The organism is Sphingobium sp. MP9-4, from assembly GCF_005281675.1.
GTDB classification, from domain to species: domain Bacteria; phylum Pseudomonadota; class Alphaproteobacteria; order Sphingomonadales; family Sphingomonadaceae; genus Sphingobium; species Sphingobium yanoikuyae.
Map to the genome: position 1 here is coordinate 1 of NZ_LUFI01000021.1, position 17,748 is coordinate 17,748.

Consider the following 17,748-nt stretch of genomic DNA (forward strand, 5'->3'; position numbering starts at 1 on the left):
CAAACAGTGCGGCTCAATCTTCGCCCATTGGGCGTCGGTCAGTACAAAGCGATCCATCCGCAGTGTGAATCACATCTGCTGGTAAATGGGAATCCTAAATCCCCACAGGCCTTAATTTACCGCTTGCATCCGATGGAGCGACCACAGATACTATTCCGCTAACCACCCATCGTGCCCATTCAGCTGGCATCATGTCGCGGCCGTCCCATATCTGGGGTAGTCGTCTCACGGCTCCGAATGTTGTTTGCTCCGCTCCAGGGACGCTGGCCTTCGGCTTAGCCGGCTGGGAAGCCCGCTATTTCTTCGGGAACAGCAGGGTGAAGATCATGCGGATGCCCCATTCGGGGCCGCCGTCGGGCGAGACGGCATAATATTTGCCGCCAAGGCCCACCTGCACCGCCTGATCGCCGACCTTGGTCAGTTGCGTGACGGTGAGATTGACCGGGATCAGCCAGTCCTTGCCCTTCCAGTCATAGGCGGCTTCGGCATTGATGCCATAGGTGGTGGCGTGGGACGTGGTGTGGCTGAAGAAGGGCTGCATGAAGCTGGCGCTGACGTCGGAACGGTCGTCCTTGCCGGCGATCGACCAGATATGATTGCCGAGGAAACCGACCGTGTTCTGGCCCATCTGCTTGAGCAGCACGACGGTCGGGCCGGCGCCCCACTTGTCCCCGCCCAGATAGCGATCGGTTGCCGAGGGATAGAGGATGGCGGGGCCCACGCCCCAGATGATGCCCTTATTCTCCTTGGGCGAGAAGAAGAAGCTCTGGGTGATATCGCCAAGGCCGAAGGCATCCGTGCCCGGTCCCTGATAGCTATTCTGCGCGACGACCGGCACGATGGTGCGCACGATCATGTTCCAGTCCTTGCCGACGCTGATCGGCACCACCGGCTGGATATTCAGCGTCGACTTGATGCCATCATCCCCGGCGCCGAAGTCGAGATTTTCCTGGAACGGCACGCTGATCAGCGAGGCGACCGGGTTGGACAATTGCAGCGCCAGATCCTGGTCGCTGCCGCCCGCCGGCGGTGGGCCGGAGGTGATGGCAGGCGCTGCCGGCGATCCCGCATCCTGCGCGATCGCCGGCAGCGGCGCCATGGCGACCAGGCCTGCGAGCCAGGCGATCTTGCGATGATATCCGGTCTGCATGGCCAAGCGCCTTCCCCTTTCGAACATTCTGCGCGGGGACAGAATGACCCGATCAAGAGCGGGGGCCAATCGCGGGCTTTGCGGAGATCGGCCGGGAATAATCCTTAGGGGCGCTCGTCCCAGCGCAACAGCCGCACCTGGCCCGGCGCATCGACGACCAGTTCGCCAAAGGCCCCGGTGCGCAGCTTGAGCTGGCCATAAGCGAGGCCCAGCGCCAGCACGGCGAAGCGGGCGGCGCCGTTGCTGGTGACCAGCAATTCCGTCCCCTCCCCTTCCGCGGCGAACCAGGTGCGCCAGGCAGCGATGCGTGCGGGGGCGTCGACGGTCCAGCCATCGGGCGCGATCCCGTCCCGGTCCCAGGCGGCGATCGCCGCTTCGCCGAGCCGCGCAACGACGGTCGCCTCGGGCTGCCCCTCGTCCGGGCCATGGTCGATCTCGTCGAGCCAGGGCAGGATGGCGTCGATCGGATGGTCGAGCGCGGCCGCGATCGGCGCCGCAGTCTGGCGCGCGCGCTGCAACGGGCCGCTGTAGAGGCGCACGGCGCCCAACGACCGAGCCGCGAAATAGCTGGCGAGACGCTGGGCCTGGGCCATGCCACTGTCGACCAGCGGAATGTCGGTGCCGGCCCCGACCCGGCGCGCATCGGCGCTGGAGGCGAAGGTGTTGCCGTGGCGGATGACGAAGATGCGCCGGCTCATGACAGGGCCGGCGTCGGGTCTCCATGGGCGGCAATCAGCGCCTCGACCCGCTGGATATCGGCCTCGGTATCGATGCCGCTGCTGTCGAAAACGGGCAGATCGACCGGGACGGTCATGATATCGATGCCCAGTTCCAGCAGCCGCAACTGCTCCAGCCCTTCCAGATTTTCGAGCGCCGTGGGCGGCGATGCCTCGAACCGGGCAAGCGCGTCATAGGCATAGCCATAGAGGCCGACATGACGCCAGACGGGGGATATGGGACCGGCTGCGCGCAGCCTGTTCTCGTCGCGGATGGCGGGAATGATCGTCTTGGAGAACCAGAGCGCCCGGCCATCCGCACCGCGCGCGCAGGTCGTGCCGCTGAAGGGCGAGCGTTGCTTATGCTCGCGCAGCGCATCGAGCGCGGCCCAGTCGAGCCCGATCACCGGGGTCGCGACCTGCGCGCCGGCATCCAGCGCCTCGATCACCGCGCCCAGCGCTCCCTTGGGCTGGAAGGGCGAATCCCCCTGGAGATTGACGACGAAGTCGGGCTGGGTGGCCTGCGCGCGGGCAGCAGCGAGCGCGCGGCCGGAGCCGGTAGCGATCGCGCTGTCGGTCATCACCGCGTCGCAGCCGGCGGCCTGCGCATGGGCTGCAATCTCGTCATCATCGGTGGCGACGACCAGAGCGACGCCGGCGCGCGAACCGATCGCCGCGCGCGCCATGGCGATCGTGCGATGCAGCAGGCTGCGCCCCGCAATGAGGCGCAGCGGCTTGCGCGGCAGGCGGGACGAACCCGCCCGCGCCGGAATGACCACCAATATGGTCAGGCGACCCCGGCGTGCAGCAGATCATGCATGTGAAGCGCGCCGACCAGATCGCCATCCTCGCACACGAACAGCAGGGTGATGTTGCGATCGTGCATGATGCGCAGCGCTTCCGACGCCAGTTCGTCGGGACCGATCGACTGCGGCGTCACGGTCATGAAACGGCCGACCGCATCGGTCAGATTCTGCTTGCCGGTCACGGCCCGGCGCAGATCGCCATCAGTGAAGGCGCCGATCAGTTGGCCACCCTGGTCGACGATGGCCGTGCCGCCAAGGCGCGCACGGGTCATCTCGATCGTGGCGTCGAGCAGCGAGGAATCCTCGCACACCCGCGGCACGTCGCTGCCCGCCGACATCAGTTCGCGCACCTTGACGAGCTGTGCCCCGAGACGGCCATTGGGGTGGAATTTGTAGAAATCGTCGGCCGAAAAGCCGCGCATTTCCATCAGCGACATCGCCAGTGCGTCACCAAAGGCCATCTGCAAGGTGGTCGATGTGGTGGGCGCCAGCATGTTGGGGCAGGCTTCGCGCACCGCCGGCATCAGCATGCAGACATCGGCAGCCTCGGCCACGGTGCTCTGCGCCTGCGCCGTCATCGCCAGCAGCGGGACGCCGAAGCGCTTGCAATAATGGATGATCGGCCCGAGTTCGGTGGATTCACCCGAATGGGACAGCATCAGCACGACATCGTCCGGCGTCACCATGCCCAGATCGCCATGGCCGGCATCGGCCGGATGCAGGAACAGCGCCGGCGTGCCTGTGGAGGTGAGCGTCGCCGTCATCTTGCGCGCGACGATGCCGCTCTTGCCGATGCCGGTGACGATCACCCGTCCCCGGACATTGATGATGATACCGACGAGCCGCAGGAAGGCGGCGGAAAATTCCCGGTCGGAAAATTTGGCTTCGAGTGTATTGAGCCCCCTGGCTGCCAGGGCGAGACTGCTGCACGCCGTCTCCACAATATGCGCACCCGAGCCGAAAGGAACGATCTTCGAAACTGTCGACACGCTTCTTGCCCTTTTTTCCGCGTATCGCCGCCGACATGCTCCGGCTGACGCCCGCGGTGTCGATGCGCCTTGCCAGCGCAGCGTCCATCCCTTGTTCCGCGACCCCAGGCCGATTTCGCAATCAGCACCCTGCAACTGTCTACGCCGTTTCAGGCACTTATGGCAATCCATTTCGCAAGTGCGGCAAGGGGCACTGAAGTCGGAAGGCAGGGGGAATGGGGCAGAAATACAAGATGAAATGAGCTAAATTATCGACAAGCCGAGGAACTTTTCGACAGCTCGACATATGCCGCAACACTCAGAGGCGATGATAGTCGCGATACCAGTTGACGAATCGGGGCACGCCCGACTCGATCCCGGTGGTGGGCGCAAAGCCGATATCCTGGGCAATCGCACTGATGTCGGCGAAGGTCGCCGGCACGTCGCCCGGCTGCATCGGCTGGAAGTCCAGCTGCGCCTTGCGCCCCACAGCCTCCTCCAGCACGGCGATCAGGTGCATCAGTTCCTCGGGCCGATTATTGCCGATATTGTAAAGCCGATGCGGCGCCCGGCTGCCGCCCGCCTTGAGCGCGCCGTCGTCGCCCGGCGGGGAATCAAGGCAGCCGATCACCCCGGCGACGATGTCGTCGATATAGGTGAAGTCGCGCTGCATCCGGCCATGGTTGAAGACCGGTATGGGTTCGCCGGCGAGGATCTTCTGGGTGAAGATCCACATCGCCATGTCGGGCCGGCCCCAGGGACCATAGACGGTGAAGAAGCGCAGTCCCGTCATCGGCACGCGGAACAGATGGGCATAGGTCTCGCTCATCAGCTCGTCCGCCCGCTTGGTCGCGGCATAGAGGGAGACCGGATGATCGGTGCGATCCTCCACCCGGAAGGGCAGCACCTCATTGCCGCCATAGACGGATGAGGAGGAGGCGTAGACCAGATGACGCACCCGCCGTTCCCGCGCCAGTTCGAGCATGTTCACATGGCCGGCAAGGTTGGAGCGGACATAGGCATGGGGGTTGATCAACGAATAGCGCACGCCGGCCTGGGCGCCGAGATGGACGATCGCCTCGATCGGATGATCGGCGAGCAGCGCCTGAAGTGCGGGCATGTCGGCAAAGTCCAGTTCGGCGAAGGTGAACAGCTTGCCATGGCGCTGTTCGAGCGCCGCGATCCGGTCGCGCTTGAGCGAAACCTGATAATAGTCGTTGAGATTGTCGATGCCGATCACGGCACGCCCGTCGGCCAGCAGCCGGTCCGCCACCGCCATGCCGATGAAGCCGGCCGCGCCGGTTACCAGGATCGTCAAAGCGTCATCCTCCTTGATCGGGCCGACAGGCGGGTCGCCGCCAGAGCCATGGCGGTTCACAGACAATCCGACGCGCGATGTAAAGCCCTTTCCCTCATAAGCCGTTCGATACAGGCTTCCATGCGGCGGAATACTTAGGCATTCCCTAATCTTTCCCGGCTAAGGCGAGGCGATGGACATGGCAGCGCACCCATCTCCCCCCTTTGCATCCGACAGCCTGGCGCTGACGGACCCGCGCGCGCGCTGGGCGACCCTCGCCGCAGATGCGGCCGAACCCAATGCCTTCTATGCGCCCGACCTGTTGGCAGCGGCGATCGACCATCTGGCCAGCAATGGTGACGTGCGTCTGATCGAGGCGCAGGCGGATGGCGATCTGATCGGCCTTTTGCCGGTGACGGTGCAGGCGCGCCATGGCCGCTTGCCGATCGGCTGCGTCGCCAACTGGATGCACGACCATTGTTTCTTCGGCGCGCCGCTGATCCGGCGTGGTCAGGAGATGGCGGCGTGGCGCAGCCTGCTGGCGCAACTGGACGAGGCGGAATGGGCGCCCCATTTCCTGCATCTGCGCGCACTGGATGCGGCCGGCGCCAATGCCGCCGCGCTGGAAGCACTGTGCGTCGAACAAGGGCGCGGCCGGCGCGAGGTGCATCGCCATGACCGGGCAATGCTGCGATCCGACCTGTCGGCCGACGCCTATTGGGAAACCCATGTCCGCGCCAAGAAGCGCAAGGAAATCCGCCGCCTGCAGAAGCGACTGGCGGAACTGGGGACGGTCGAGCAGCGATTGTTGGACGATGGCACGGACCTGCCGCGCTGGTGTGGCGACTTTCTGGCGCTGGAGGCGTCCGGATGGAAGGGCCGCGAGGGCAGCGCATTGGCGAGCAGGCCGGATGACATCGCCTTCTTCCGCGCCGCCTGCGCCGCGGCCTTTGCGGCGGGTCGGCTGCATTTCCTGCGCATCGACCTGGATGGCCGGGCGATCGCGATGCTGGTCAATTTCCGCCATGGCGACGGCGCCTTTTCCTTCAAGATCGCCTTTGACGAGGAGATGGGCCGCTTTTCACCCGGCGTGCTGATCGAGATAGCCAATCTGCACGCAGTGCAGGATGATCCGGCGATCGGCTGGATGGACAGTTGCGCCGCCGCCGATCATCCGATGATCGACAGCCTGTGGGCCGAGCGCCGCAGCATCGTCCAATATCGTATCGCCCTGCAGGGCAAGGGCGCGACGCGCCTGCGCCGGGCAGCGGCCTTTGCATTGGCCGGCGGGGTCGAACGGATCGCCAGCCGCATGAAAGGACAGGAATGACCGTGCATAGCCCGATGGCGCCCGCCACCGACGCGCCGCATTTTTCGGACAGCGCGCGCGCCGCCTTTGCCGCCGCCTATCCCGACCAGCCGACCAAGCTGACGCATCAATTGGTCGGGCATGCGCTGCTGACGCTGGATGCGCTGGCGACGCTGGCCGAGCGGATGCCGGCGAGCGCGGTCGAATATAATCTGGGCAAGCTGCCGCTGGGCGTGCGGCCGGAGGATACGCCTTCCAATGGGCTGAGCCTGGCCGAGACGATCCGCACGATCGAGAGCAATGGCAGCTGGGCGGTGCTGAAGAATGTCGAGCGCGACCCGGCCTATGGCGCGTTGCTGGACGCGGCGCTGGCGGAGCTGGAGCCGATCGTCGCGCGCAGCACCGGACCGATGCTCCACCGCGAGGCCTTCATCTTCCTGACCTCCCCCGGCAGCGTCACCCCGTTCCACATGGACCCGGAGCATAATATCCTGCTGCAGATCATGGGGGCCAAGGTGATGACCGTGTTCCCGGCGCGCGACGAGGAACTGGTGCCGGCGCAAAAGAGCGAGGAATTCCACAATGGCGGCCATCGCAACCTGATCTGGCAGGACGGGTTCAAGGCGCGCGGCACCCCCTTTCCGCTCAGCCCCGGCGAGGCCGTGCATGTGCCGGTCAAGGCCCCGCATTTCGTGGAAAATGGCCCGGCCGTATCGATCAGCCTGTCGATCACCTGGCGGTCCGACCGCAGCGTGGCGGAGGGCGAACTGCACAGTTTCAACGCCCTGCTGCGCAAGCGCGGCCTGCCGACCGGCACGGTGAGCGAACGCCCCGAGCAACAGGGCATTCGCCGCTTCGTCTATCGGGTCATGCGGAAGCTGGGCGTTTAAGGATCCTGCGCGCCAGCGCCTCGGCCTCCAGCCGGGGGCTGAAACGCTCGACATGCCACCATTCCAGCGCTTCCTCGCGCGTGGAGAGGCTCTGCTTGTAGCGATCCTTGCCGGCGAGCAGCGAATAGAGCCGGAAATCCTGCGCGGCATAATGGCCGACGGCGGCGGCGTGACAGAGCAGGCCCGGCTTGTCCTTGGCGGTGCGTGGCTGGGCGAAGGCGGACTGATAGTTCATCGCCTGCCCGTCCTGCACGAAATTGACCAGCAGGCCGACCGGGCCGCCGGCATCGGCAAAGCGCAGCAGTTCGACCGCGCCCGATGGCAGGCCGCGGGCCGCGATGGTGGCGACGAACTGGCGAAAGCCCTGATCGTCCCAGGCATTGTCGGCATGGCGCCCCATGTTGAGCGCGGCCATCTCGTCCAGCCAGGGGGCGATGTCATCCAGCGTGCCGACCGTGACGTCGGGCAGCGGCCCGCCATGATCCTTCATCGCGCGGCGAATCTGGCTGCGCGTATTGCTGCTGAGCAGCGAGAGATAGTCGCCATCGGCGGCGCGCACGGCATCGAGATCGACCTGGTAGACGGGCGAGGCATCGACCCGCAATTTGCGGCGAGCAGGCAGGCCCAGCAGCGGCGAATCCGGGGCGATGCCGCTCAGCCGCAATACACGCCAGTCTCGGCGCCGGGCGATGGCGTCGATCGCGGCAGCGACGGCCGCCGCCTCCTGCCCGCGCGCGGCGAGCAGGCCATTATATTCGACATAGGGCCGGTCGATCACCGGATCGCCCGACTGGTTGAGGCTGAGCGTCGCCACCGGGCCGAGCAGGCGCGGGCGCATCGCATGGCCGACCAGCGCCAGCGCGACATCCTGTCCGCTTTCATCGGTGACAGCGAGCAGTTCGGTTCGCACGCCATAGCTGTCGAGCCAGGCCCCCACCCAGGTCCAGCGCAGGAAGAAGGACGCATCGCTGCGCGCCTCCAGCGCCTGCCAGCGGGCGGCCAGCGCCGACCGGTCGGTCGGCAGGGAGAATGTCGCGGTGAGCCCCATCGCGCCCCTCTTGTGACAGAGCGGCGGCGGGAATCAAGCGGGTGTGCTGTGGATCACACTCGAATGCGACGCTGCGGATCGACCGTGCCGTCGGCGCGGATGCCGGCCCGAACCAGATCGCGGCGCATATGGCCGGTCAGGAAGCGCTGGAGCATCACGAAATCGGCGCGCAGCGACCAGAGTGGATAGCGGAAGGTGGCGGGGCGATTGCGCTCGATAAGCATATGGCTGACCCAGGCGAAGCCATAGCCGGCGACCGGCAGCGCAGCGGCCAGCCACCATCGCCCCGTAATGGCCGCAGTGGCCGCGATGCCGACCACCAGGCTGGTCCCGGCATAATGCATGGCGCGCGTCGCGGGCCGGGCATGTTCCTGCAGATAATAGGGCCAGAAGTCCCGGAACCGGGTGATCTGGGTCATAAGGGGCATCCTCTCTGTTATGCCCCATCTTTTATACGTGGACGTTCAACTTGTTAAGCGCCACGCGCCGCTTGGGCGCAAAGAGGAAATAATCATAGGCCGCACGGGCGGCCTGGGCCATGATCTGGTCGCGCGAGACATGGCCCCGGCTGTCCTTCATCACGAACACGGTGATGGCGAAGCGGCGGCCATCGGGTAGGCCGATGATGCCGACATCATTGCCGACGCCGTTGAGCGACCCGGTCTTGTGCGCGACCGGGGTGCCGGGCGGCAACATGCCCGACAGACGCAGCTTGCCGGTCTGGCAATGGCCCATGATGGTGAAGAGCAGTTGCGTGCTGTCCGGCTTCAATGCCTTGCCCGATTCATAGGCGACCAGCAGCTGGTTCATCGCCAGCGGCGTCGCCGTGTCGCGCGGATCGAGCATGAAGTCCATGTTCGGCAGGTCGCGCACGTCGCGCCGCTGGATCATCGGATCGGCGCGGCGGGCGGCGCCGGCATTCTGCTGGAAGGTGCCGGACTGGGGATTGATACCCATGGCGCGGTAGAGAAGATGCGCGGTATCGCTATCGACGCGCAGGCCATGGATGCCGAGGCCGGCGACGAAATCGCTGACCGCCTTCGGCCCGCCGGCGCGGGCGACCAGCACGTCGGTCGCATTATTGTCGCTGCGCGTCAGCATCAGGTCGAGCAACTGGCTGACCGGCAGAGTCGCGCCGGGGCGCGAGAACATCCAGGCGATGCCGCCCTCGCTCGCCAGCGCTGGATCGAGCGCGAGCCGGTCGTCGAGCTTCAGGCTGCCGGCATCGACCAGCGAGAGGATACGGCCCGCGACCGCGACCTTGTAGGCGCTGGCCATGGGGAAGAGGGTGTCGCCATTGCGCGACTGGACCTCGCCGGTCTGCAGATCCTGCACCGCGACACCGACCGTGCCGTCCGACAAAGCGGCAAAGCGATCAAATTCCGCCAGGAGATGCGCCTCCGCCGTCAGCAGCACTTGCGGCCGGGGCGGCGGACCGAAGGCATCGGCGCTCGGCAAGGGCGCAAAGAACAGGCCAAGGGCGGCGCAGCTGGCGCCAATTTGACGGAGAGACGGCATGGCCCGTCTGTCGCCCATCATGGGTCGGGTGGCAAGATATTTGATCGGCTTTTCCCGCGGTTGACGCAGGCATGCCGGGGGTTCATCACGCCCGCCATGAACGACACCATCAAGCTGCACGAAAGCTGGCGCGCGCCGCTGCGCGACCAGTTCGCCAGCCCCCATATGCAGGGCCTGAAACAGTTCATCGAAGCGGAAAAGGCGGCGGGCAAGCGCATCTTCCCCAAGGGGAATGAATATTTCCGGGCGCTGGACCTGACGCCGCTGGACCAAGTGAAGGTGGTGGTGCTGGGGCAAGACCCCTATCATGGCGAGGGCCAGGCGCATGGCCTGTGCTTTTCGGTCCAGCCCGGCGTGCGGACGCCGCCCTCGCTGGTCAATATCTACAAGGAGCTGGAAAGCGACCTCGGCCTGCCGCGCGCGCGGCACGGCTTCCTGGAGCATTGGGCGCGGCAGGGCGTGCTGCTGCTCAACAGCGTGCTGACGGTCGAGATGGGCCGCGCCGCGTCGCACCAGGGCAAGGGCTGGGAGACGTTCACGGACGCGATCGTCCGGCTGGTGGCGCAGAAGGAGGAGCCGGTCGTGTTCCTGCTGTGGGGCGCCTATGCCCAGCGCAAGGCCGGCTTCGTCGATTCCGGGCGCCATCTGGTGCTGAAGGCCGCCCATCCTTCGCCACTGTCGGCGCATAACGGCTTTCTGGGCTGCCGCCATTTCTCGCAGGCCAATGACTTTCTGGAGGCCAAGGGGCGCGGCGCGATCGACTGGCGCCTGCCGGAGGTGGTGGCATGAGCGGGCCGGCGGTCGCCCTGCTCTATCAGGCGCTGCCGCCGCCGGTGATCGACGGGCTGCGCAAGGATGCCAAGCCCGGCGGCTATTCCGACGGTGGGGCCGATATCGGCTTTGCATTGAAGGGGCTGGGCCGCACGGTGGTAACGCCGGTGCCCGCGCCCGATCCGGCGCAGGCGATGCAATGGGTATTCCCCGACACGGCCGACGGGATAGCAGCCGCGATCGCGGCGGGCGCCGACACGATCTGGGCCAATAGCGTGCTGTTCGAGGGGCATCCGATCGAGGCCGTGATGGGCCAGGTCGCGATCGTCGGCCAGACCCCGGCCGCCACGCAGAAATATGACGACAAGTTCGCCACCAACCGGATGCTGGAACAGGCCGGCTTGCCGGTGGCGCGCGGTTTTTTGCTGGCTGATCGGCCGAGCCAAGGCGTGCATGCGCTGGCCGATGTCGGGCAACTCCTGACCGATCTGGCCATTCCCTTCCCGCTGATCGTGAAGCCCGTGCGTGGCCGGGGCAGCCAGGGCGTGACGCTGGTGCGCGATGCCGATGCGCTGAACGCCGCGGCCCGCAGCCTGATCGACGAGGGCAAGTTCGGCACGCTGCTGATGGTCGAGGAATTTCTGGACGGCGAGGAAATGACCATTACTGTCCTGCCGCCGGCCGCGCCGCGCCCGTCAGGCGAAAGGGGCGACCGCCATTTCGCGCTGCGCCCGGTGCTGCGCTTCGACCAGAAGGACGGTGTCGCCCCCTATAATGGCGATGTCGCGGTGACGCAGAACAGCGTCGCGATCGGCCCGGAACGGATGACGGAGGCGCCGGTGCTGGCGATGCTGGATGCCTGTGTGAAGGCGGCCGAGCTGGTGGAATCGCGCGCGGTGATCCGCATCGACTGCCGCGCCGATACCAGCGGCCAGTTTAAGCTGTTCGACCTCAACATGAAGCCGAACATGACCGGTGCGGGCCGGCCGGGGCGCGCAGACCAGGATTGCCTGTCGGCGATCGCCGCGCGGGCCGATGGCTGGTCCTATGCCGACATGCTCGACGCGATGCTGGCGACGGCCTGGAAATAACGCACCAGAATCCGGTGCCCAGAATCATTGAGGCCCGGTCCCGCTTGCGCGGGCCGGACCCCTTCCCTCTCCAAACCGGAAAGTGGAAAAATCAGCCGTCGTAATCGCCGCCGATATTCTGGTTGCGCGGCGGAGCCGCTGCGGTCAGGCGCAGGGCCTCCGCCGACTGGGCGATCGAACCGATTTCATCGGGCGTATCGTCGTCGTCAATCTGGACCTTCTGCAGCGACGCAACGACCGAATCATGCAGGTCGGCGGGCAGAATGGTTTCCTCGGCGATTTCGCGCAGGGCGACGACCGGATTCTTGTCGCGGTCACGCTCAAGCGTCAGCTCGGCGCCACCGGAAATTTCACGCGCGCGCTGGGCGGCGAGCAGGACGAGATCGAAACGGTTGGTAACCTTGTCGACGCAATCTTCGACGGTGACGCGGGCCAATCGGGCCTCCTGAAAAATCAATAGGGAATCTTGAACTTGGCGCCTAGCAGTGGCGGCCTGTCGAGTCAATGAAAAGCCCATAAAGCCATGGCGCGCCGCGGCAAAGCGGCGCATGAAGGGGCCATGGCGTCGCGACAACAGCAAGCCCCGACCAGCCCGATCAGCGTCACGCTGAACGGCAACCGACTGACCGTCATCGAAGAAGGCGCGGCGCTGCGCGATGCGCTGGTCAGACTGATCGACGGCGCGCGCACGAGCCTGAAACTCTATTATTATATCTTCGCCGACGATGGCAGCGGCCGGCTGATCTGCGAGCGGCTGGTGGCGGCGCGGGCACGCGGCGTGGCCGTGACGCTGATGATCGACGGCTTCGGATCGTCCGATACGCCCGACAGCCTGTTCGCCCCGCTGATCGCGGCGGGCGGCCATTTCGGCCGGTTCGGGACGCGCCGGTCGACCCGCTACCTGATCCGCAATCATCAGAAGATCGCCCTGGCCGACGACAAAAGGCTGATGATCGGCGGCTTCAATGTCGAGGATGGCTATTTCGGCATACCCGCCGACGATTGCTGGCGCGACCTGGGGCTGCTGCTGGAAGGGCCGCAGGCCGAGGCGATGGCGCGCTGGTATGGCCAGCTATGGCGCTGGGTCACGAGCAAGGGGCAAAGGTTCCGCACCCTGCGGGCGATGGTGCGGCACTGGCACCCATCGCTGCACCATGATCCGGCCGATCCGTTTCGCTGGCTGATCGGCGGGCCGACCCGGCGGCTGAGCCCCTGGGCGCAGGTGGTGAAGCATGACATGGACCGGGCGCAGCGACTGGACATGGTCGAGGCCTATTTCTCGCCCGGCCGGGGCATGATGAAGCGGATCGCCCGCGCCGCCCGGCGCAAGGGCGCGCGCCTGATCCTGCCGGCCCTGTCGGACAATGGCGCGACGATCGCGGCGGCACGGCTGCTCTATGGTCCGCTGCTGCGACGCGGCGTCGAGATATATGAATATCAGCCCTGCAAGCTGCACATGAAGCTGATCGTGATCGACGATGCGGTCTATATCGGATCGGCCAATTTCGACATGCGCAGCCTGTTCCTCAACCTGGAGCTGATGCTGCGGGTGGAGGATGCCGGCTTTGCCGAGGCGATGCGCAGCTTCATCACCCAGCGGACGGGCGAGAGCCGGCAGATTTCGCTGGAGACCTATCGCACCAGCCGCACCGGCCTGACGCTGATCAAGCAGTGGATCAGCTATCTGCTGGTCGGCGTGCTGGACTATACCGTCACGCGGCGGCTGAATTTTCGCGATCCCGACGCGGACTGAGCGGAATATCGGGCGCGATGTTGCGGCGCAGGCTGGTGAGCGCCAGCAGCGCCAGCCGCCGATCATCGACCGCGCCGTTCCGGCCGATCGTGGCGAGCGCCGTATCGATGGCCCGCACCAGCGGAGGATCGGGATCGGCCTGCCCCCTGGCGCCAAGCCGATCGAAATGCTGGCGCACCCGCCCCAGCACGACATCGAGCAGCCGGTCGTCGCGGGCATGGGCGCGCACCCGGAAGCGGTGGAGATCGTCGAGCGACATGCCCACGCGCGTGTCGCGCAGGATATCGAGCAAGGGCGCGGTGGTGTCGCTGCCCAGTTCGGCAAGGCGCGGGGTCAGCAGGCCGATACGGTCGAGCATGGTGTTGATCCATTTGACTGTATCGGGCTGCTGGCGCGGATCGGTGCGCAGGGCAAGATCGCGCCAGCCCGCCCGGAGCAGGCGCAGCGCGGATTGTTCGGCGCCCACGGTGCGAACCATCTTGAGCGCCCAGACCGCGAGCAACGCGCCCAGCATCTGGGCGATGGCGGCATTGGCGAAACTGTCGAACTGCCCGGTATAATAGCCATCGAGGCCCATCAGGCCGGGCAGCGAGAGGATCATGCCGATCGCCATCGCCGCCAGCCGCCGCCGCACCATCATCGCACCGACCAGCAGGAAGGCCGGCGCCAGCACTGCGACCAGAACCGGAAAGTCGGACACGCGCGGCAGGATGGCAAAGGCATAGGGCGCGGCCACCAGCACCGCGCAGCAGGTGCCCTGCCACACTTTCCAGGCAGCAGGCGCGGGATCGTCCATATTGCTGAACAGGGCACAGATGATGCTGGCGATGACGACCGCCCCTGCCCCGGCCGGCCAGGCCGACAGAATCCAGAGCAGGCAGCCGATCAGCACGGTGAGGCTGGTCGCCAGCGCGCCGCGCAGCGCTAGGCCATAATCGCGATGCAGGACGCGGCGGCGGGCGTTGCGGATCGCTTCCCGCGCGGGCGGTGACAGGGGGATGCGATCGGCGCCCATCGCCGCCTGCAACTCGCGGCAGATGGCATGGACGGCGACCAGTTCGGCCAGCCGGTCGAGCATGCTGAGCTGCAATGCCGCGTGCCAGGCGAAGGGCAAGCGGCAATCGGGTTCGCAGGCACGGGCGCGGGCGCGCAGCGCTTCAGGCGAGGCCCCCTCCCCGTCCGGCGCGCCCAGCCAGGCGACGACATCATCCAGCAGGACATGGACCGCCGGCGGCAAGGCATCGGCCCGCTGCAACTGGCGACAGCGATCCTCGACCGCGCTGGCCAGCGGCAGCAGCAGGCAAAGCTGCGTCTCCAGCGCGCGCAACACCCCGGCCTTCAGCCGCAGCGCGCTGCTTTCGAACGGCAAATGGGTGGCAAGCTGGTGCAGTTCGTGGATATCGGTCGCCAATTGCCGGCGGTCGCGGGTCACGACCGCATCGCCATGGTCGACCCGCAGGGAATCGCGCGACCAGCGTTCCGCGTCGATCATGATCGCATCGATCCGCGCCTGGAGGCGAGCCGACACGGTGCGCGGGAAGACGAGGCTGTGGACCAGCGTGGCCGAGGCGATGCCGATGCCGATTTCCTGGGCGCGCAGGCTAGCGGCGGTGAAGATCGTCGCCTGCGCCTCGACCGCCGGGAAGGCGACGATGCCGGCGGTATAGCCCGCCAGCAGGAAGGTATAGGCGCGCGGGGTCCGGTCGAGCAGCGCGACGAAGGTGCAGAGCCCGAGCCACAGCGCCAGCGCGAGCGAGAGAAGTTCGGGGGCATTGCCGAGCAATGGCACCAGCAGGATCGCCACGCCCGCGCCGATGACGGTGCCGAGCAGGCGGAACATCGCCTTGGACGACACCGCGCCGGCGAGCGGCTGGGCAACGATATAGGCGGTGATGATCGCCCAATAGGGCCGGTCCAGCCCGATCCGCAGCGCGATATAATAGGCCAGCATCGCCGCGATAAAGGCCTTGAGCGTGAACAGCGCGTCATGGCCGCCGTAGCGATCGGCCATCCAGCGCGCTTGTGGCAAGGCAGGCGTCACGCGGCACATCCAGCATCATCGGGCGGGGCCAGGCAGGGCGGCGACGCCGGTCGGGAGAATGAAAGCCGGACGCGTCGGCCCGCCACGCCGGATCGGGCGCGCATTGCTGGAGCTTCAGGCAAACCCTCTATGCGCCTGTCCATGTGGCGAAACAATATGAGCCCAAGGCACAGCCATTGTGCATGATATGCACAACCAAACAGGGCCAGCGGGCATCAATCATCCCCTTGCCGCCGCCCCCGGCTTTCTGCACAGTCGCGCCGCCCAGCCGGGCCAGGGAGACGCATTTCCAAGCGTCGCACAATCAGAACAAGGACATCGCCCCATGCCATCCCGTCGCTTAGTTGCCGCCTTGCCCGCCGCCGCGCTGCTGGCCGCCAGCCTCAGCCCGCTGCACGCCGCTACCGCGGCCGACACGCAGGCCCGCGCCGGCGAAGCCGCCTTCCGCACCCTCTACAAGGAACTGGTGGAGACCGATTCGAGCTGGCCCAATGGCAGCTGCACGCTCGCCGCCGAACAGATTGCGACGCGGCTGAAGGCGGCGGGCTATGCCGATGGCGATATCGCTGTCGTGGTCGATCCGGCCCATCCCAAGGAAGGCAATCTGACCGCCGCGCTGCGCGGTTCGAACGCCAAGCTGCCCGCGCTGCTGCTGCTCGCCCATATCGACGTGGTCGCGGCCAAGCGCGCGGACTGGAGCCGCGATCCCTTCACCCTGATCGAGGAAGGCGGCTATTTCTATGGCCGGGGCACGTCGGACGACAAGGCGATGGCGGCGAGCTTCGCCGACGCCATGATCCGTTTCAAGCAGGAAGGCTACAAGCCCAAGCGCACGATCAAGATGGCGCTGACCTGTGGCGAGGAGACGGAGAAGGCACTGAACGGCGTCGAATATCTGCTGAAGAACAAGCCCGATGCGATGGCGGCCGGATGGGCGCTCAACGAAGGCGGCGGCGGGTCGCTGGACGAAAATGGCAAGCCGGTCAGCCATGGCGTGCAGGCGGGCGAGAAGGTCTATCAGGACTTCACCTTCACCGCGACCGCGCCGGGCGGCCACAGTTCGCGCCAGGAACCGCATTTCAACGCGATCGGCTGGATGGCGCAGGCGCTGGCCAATGTGAACGCCTATGATTTCCCGGTGAACCTGACCCCGGCGGCCAAGGCCTATTTCGGCGCGTCGGCGCCGCTCTATCCCAAGCTGTCGCAGCCGATGGCGGCGGTCGGCGCGGGCAAGGCGACCGAGGCGGACTATGCCGCGATCTCGGCCGCCAATCCGAGCTGGAACGCCACCCTGCGCACCACCTGCATCCCGACGCTGATCAATGGCGGCCATGCCCCCAATGCCCAGCCCCAGTCGGTGACCGCGAACGTCAATTGCCGCATCATTCCGGGCGAGGATGTCGAGGCGGTGCGTGCCAAGCTGGCGCAGGTGGGCGGCGACGAGAAGGTCAAGGTGACGCTGGCCGATCCGCCGCAGCCCAAATCGTCGGCGCCGCAGCTGACGCCGCAGATCATGGCGCCGATCGAGGCGCTGACCAAGGAGATGTGGCCGGGCGTGCCGGTGATCCCGCGGCTTGCGACCGGGGCGACCGACGGGCGCTTCACCAATGCGGCGGGCATCCCCACCTATGGCGTGTCGGGCATGTTCGCCGACCCCGATGGCCAGGGGGTCCATGGCCTCAATGAGCGCATCCGGGTCAAGTCGCTGCTCGACGGCCGCGCCTTCCTCTATCGCCTGACCAAGGCTTACACACAGTAATGCGAAAAGGGCTGGCCCGGATAACCGGACCAGCCCTTTTTACTTGGGCCAGCGCCGCGCGGATCAGCGGCCGCTGCTGCCCAGCACCCGGACTTCGCCGACCGGATAGCCCTTCTCGGCCATTTCCTTGGCATAGTCGCCACGGGCATCGGCCAGTTCGGTGCGATATTCCTCCCAGGCGTCGCGATTATCCTCCGCATCGCTGGAATGGCGCAGATCCTTGGTCAGTTCCTTGCGCGCCTCGGCCAGGTCGGTCTGATAATTGAACCAGTAGTTGTTCTCCACGCCGGCGATCGGCGCTTCATAGACAAGCTGGTCCTCGACCGACGCCAGCTGTTCCTCATAGCTCACCGGGCCTTCACCCGGAGCCGGGCCACGCGCCTGGGGCTGGGCCATGGCGGCGATCGGGGTCATGCCGACCATGGCGATGGCGGTCAGAAGCATCGAACGGTTCATGACGTTTCTCCTCTTTCCTCATCGAACCTGCGGCAATAACGCACCGGGACCGGCATTTTGCGCCTGAACGGATGTGCAGAATGGACGAAGCGAGGCGCGGCGGCGGTGGGCCGCAGCGCCAAAAAGGGCCGAATATCGGGCTTTTCCGCCCTGTTTTCAGGCAATTGGGATCAGA

Annotated in this window: 17 protein-coding genes; 6 read left to right on the plus strand and 11 right to left on the minus strand. The window is 66.4% G+C overall.

Annotated features, from left to right (window positions below; translation table 11 throughout):
- Window positions 1-295: 295 nt before the first annotated feature.
- The 5 genes from A0U87_RS04880 to A0U87_RS04900 form a co-directional block, all read right to left on the minus strand.
- Window positions 296-1,150, minus strand: coding sequence for a hypothetical protein (locus tag A0U87_RS04880; RefSeq protein ID WP_017498995.1), 855 nt, complete (start codon window positions 1,148-1,150; stop codon window positions 296-298).
- Window positions 1,151-1,254: 104 nt separating this feature from the next.
- Window positions 1,255-1,848: a histidine phosphatase family protein gene (locus A0U87_RS04885; RefSeq protein WP_048939347.1), complete on the minus strand. Its 594-nt coding sequence runs from the start codon at window positions 1,846-1,848 to the stop codon at window positions 1,255-1,257.
- Window positions 1,845-2,645, minus strand: coding sequence for a 3-deoxy-manno-octulosonate cytidylyltransferase (gene kdsB, locus A0U87_RS04890; protein WP_048939348.1), 801 nt, complete (start codon window positions 2,643-2,645; stop codon window positions 1,845-1,847). Before kdsB ends, A0U87_RS04885 begins: the two co-directional genes overlap by 4 nt.
- Before the next feature lie 8 nt (window positions 2,646-2,653).
- On the minus strand, window positions 2,654-3,661 hold the full coding sequence (locus A0U87_RS04895) for a KpsF/GutQ family sugar-phosphate isomerase (protein ID WP_004208270.1): 1,008 nt from the start codon (window positions 3,659-3,661) through the stop codon (window positions 2,654-2,656).
- 298 nt (window positions 3,662-3,959) lie between these two features.
- Window positions 3,960-4,958, minus strand: coding sequence for an NAD-dependent epimerase/dehydratase family protein (locus A0U87_RS04900; RefSeq protein ID WP_048939362.1), 999 nt, complete (start codon window positions 4,956-4,958; stop codon window positions 3,960-3,962).
- Window positions 4,959-5,130: 172 nt separating this feature from the next.
- Between A0U87_RS04900 and A0U87_RS04905 the strand changes: the two genes are divergently transcribed.
- Window positions 5,131-6,267 (plus strand): GNAT family N-acetyltransferase, encoded by a 1,137-nt coding sequence (locus A0U87_RS04905; RefSeq protein WP_048939349.1) that lies wholly within the window; start codon window positions 5,131-5,133, stop codon window positions 6,265-6,267.
- Window positions 6,264-7,136 carry a cupin-like domain-containing protein gene (locus tag A0U87_RS04910; RefSeq protein ID WP_048939350.1) on the plus strand — a complete coding sequence of 291 codons (873 nt, stop codon included), beginning with the start codon at window positions 6,264-6,266 and terminating at the stop codon, window positions 7,134-7,136. Before A0U87_RS04905 ends, A0U87_RS04910 begins: the two co-directional genes overlap by 4 nt.
- Here A0U87_RS04910 and A0U87_RS04915 read toward each other — a convergent pair.
- Genes A0U87_RS04915 through bla form a run of 3 tightly spaced genes read right to left on the minus strand, consistent with a single transcriptional unit; the run spans window position 7,114 to window position 9,702 of the window.
- On the minus strand, window positions 7,114-8,184 hold the full coding sequence (locus tag A0U87_RS04915; protein WP_048939351.1) for a GNAT family N-acetyltransferase: 1,071 nt from the start codon (window positions 8,182-8,184) through the stop codon (window positions 7,114-7,116). The genes A0U87_RS04910 and A0U87_RS04915 overlap by 23 nt on opposite strands.
- Window positions 8,185-8,237: 53 nt before the next feature.
- Window positions 8,238-8,603, minus strand: a complete 366-nt coding sequence (locus tag A0U87_RS04920; RefSeq protein WP_048939352.1) for a DUF962 domain-containing protein — start codon at window positions 8,601-8,603, stop codon at window positions 8,238-8,240.
- A 31-nt stretch (window positions 8,604-8,634) separates the two neighbouring features.
- The gene (gene bla / locus A0U87_RS04925; RefSeq protein ID WP_048939363.1) at window positions 8,635-9,702 is read right to left on the minus strand and encodes a class A beta-lactamase; all 1,068 of its coding nucleotides are present in this window, start codon (window positions 9,700-9,702) and stop codon (window positions 8,635-8,637) included.
- A gap of 96 nt (window positions 9,703-9,798) precedes the next feature.
- On the opposite strand from bla, the gene ung reads away from it, so the two are divergent.
- Window positions 9,799-10,491 (plus strand): uracil-DNA glycosylase, encoded by a 693-nt coding sequence (ung, locus tag A0U87_RS04930; RefSeq protein ID WP_004208277.1) that lies wholly within the window; start codon window positions 9,799-9,801, stop codon window positions 10,489-10,491.
- Window positions 10,488-11,564 (plus strand): biotin carboxylase, encoded by a 1,077-nt coding sequence (locus tag A0U87_RS04935; RefSeq protein WP_048939353.1) that lies wholly within the window; start codon window positions 10,488-10,490, stop codon window positions 11,562-11,564. The genes ung and A0U87_RS04935 overlap by 4 nt, the downstream gene beginning before the upstream one ends.
- Window positions 11,565-11,655: 91 nt before the next feature.
- Here A0U87_RS04935 and rpoZ read toward each other — a convergent pair whose 3' ends face one another.
- On the minus strand, window positions 11,656-12,000 hold the full coding sequence (gene rpoZ, locus A0U87_RS04940; protein ID WP_004208279.1) for a DNA-directed RNA polymerase subunit omega: 345 nt from the start codon (window positions 11,998-12,000) through the stop codon (window positions 11,656-11,658).
- A gap of 87 nt (window positions 12,001-12,087) precedes the next feature.
- Between rpoZ and A0U87_RS04945 the strand changes: the two genes are divergently transcribed.
- Window positions 12,088-13,317 carry a phospholipase D-like domain-containing protein gene (locus tag A0U87_RS04945; RefSeq protein ID WP_048939354.1) on the plus strand — a complete coding sequence of 410 codons (1,230 nt, stop codon included), beginning with the start codon at window positions 12,088-12,090 and terminating at the stop codon, window positions 13,315-13,317.
- Here the strand turns inward: A0U87_RS04945 and A0U87_RS04950 are convergent.
- The gene (locus tag A0U87_RS04950; protein WP_137405261.1) at window positions 13,277-15,328 is read right to left on the minus strand and encodes an FUSC family protein; all 2,052 of its coding nucleotides are present in this window, start codon (window positions 15,326-15,328) and stop codon (window positions 13,277-13,279) included. The two genes, A0U87_RS04945 and A0U87_RS04950, sit on opposite strands and share 41 nt — an antisense overlap.
- Window positions 15,329-15,683: 355 nt before the next feature.
- On the opposite strand from A0U87_RS04950, the gene A0U87_RS04955 reads away from it, so the two are divergent.
- Window positions 15,684-17,117 (plus strand): M20/M25/M40 family metallo-hydrolase, encoded by a 1,434-nt coding sequence (locus A0U87_RS04955; RefSeq protein ID WP_137405262.1) that lies wholly within the window; start codon window positions 15,684-15,686, stop codon window positions 17,115-17,117.
- A 63-nt stretch (window positions 17,118-17,180) separates the two neighbouring features.
- Here the strand turns inward: A0U87_RS04955 and A0U87_RS04960 are convergent, their stop codons facing one another.
- Window positions 17,181-17,573, minus strand: coding sequence for a hypothetical protein (locus tag A0U87_RS04960; protein ID WP_004208283.1), 393 nt, complete (start codon window positions 17,571-17,573; stop codon window positions 17,181-17,183).
- Window positions 17,574-17,748 lie beyond the last annotated feature (175 nt).

Bases quoted from the DNA above. Each gene is read 5' to 3' on its own strand.
- A0U87_RS04880 (WP_017498995.1), bottom strand. From the start codon at position 1,150: ATGCAGACCGGATATCATCGCAAGATCGCCTGGCTCGCAGGCCTGGTC.
- A0U87_RS04885 (WP_048939347.1), bottom strand. From the start codon at position 1,848: ATGAGCCGGCGCATCTTCGTCATCCGCCACGGCAACACCTTCGCCTCC.
- A0U87_RS04905 (WP_048939349.1), top strand. From the start codon at position 5,131: ATGGACATGGCAGCGCACCCATCTCCCCCCTTTGCATCCGACAGCCTG.
- A0U87_RS04910 (WP_048939350.1), top strand. From the start codon at position 6,264: ATGACCGTGCATAGCCCGATGGCGCCCGCCACCGACGCGCCGCATTTT.
- A0U87_RS04915 (WP_048939351.1), bottom strand. From the start codon at position 8,184: ATGGGGCTCACCGCGACATTCTCCCTGCCGACCGACCGGTCGGCGCTG.
- A0U87_RS04920 (WP_048939352.1), bottom strand. From the start codon at position 8,603: ATGACCCAGATCACCCGGTTCCGGGACTTCTGGCCCTATTATCTGCAG.
- bla (WP_048939363.1), bottom strand. From the start codon at position 9,702: ATGCCGTCTCTCCGTCAAATTGGCGCCAGCTGCGCCGCCCTTGGCCTG.
- ung (WP_004208277.1), top strand. From the start codon at position 9,799: ATGAACGACACCATCAAGCTGCACGAAAGCTGGCGCGCGCCGCTGCGC.
- A0U87_RS04935 (WP_048939353.1), top strand. From the start codon at position 10,488: ATGAGCGGGCCGGCGGTCGCCCTGCTCTATCAGGCGCTGCCGCCGCCG.
- A0U87_RS04945 (WP_048939354.1), top strand. From the start codon at position 12,088: ATGGCGCGCCGCGGCAAAGCGGCGCATGAAGGGGCCATGGCGTCGCGA.
- A0U87_RS04950 (WP_137405261.1), bottom strand. From the start codon at position 15,328: ATGGCCGATCGCTACGGCGGCCATGACGCGCTGTTCACGCTCAAGGCC.
- A0U87_RS04955 (WP_137405262.1), top strand. From the start codon at position 15,684: ATGCCATCCCGTCGCTTAGTTGCCGCCTTGCCCGCCGCCGCGCTGCTG.
- A0U87_RS04960 (WP_004208283.1), bottom strand. From the start codon at position 17,573: ATGAACCGTTCGATGCTTCTGACCGCCATCGCCATGGTCGGCATGACC.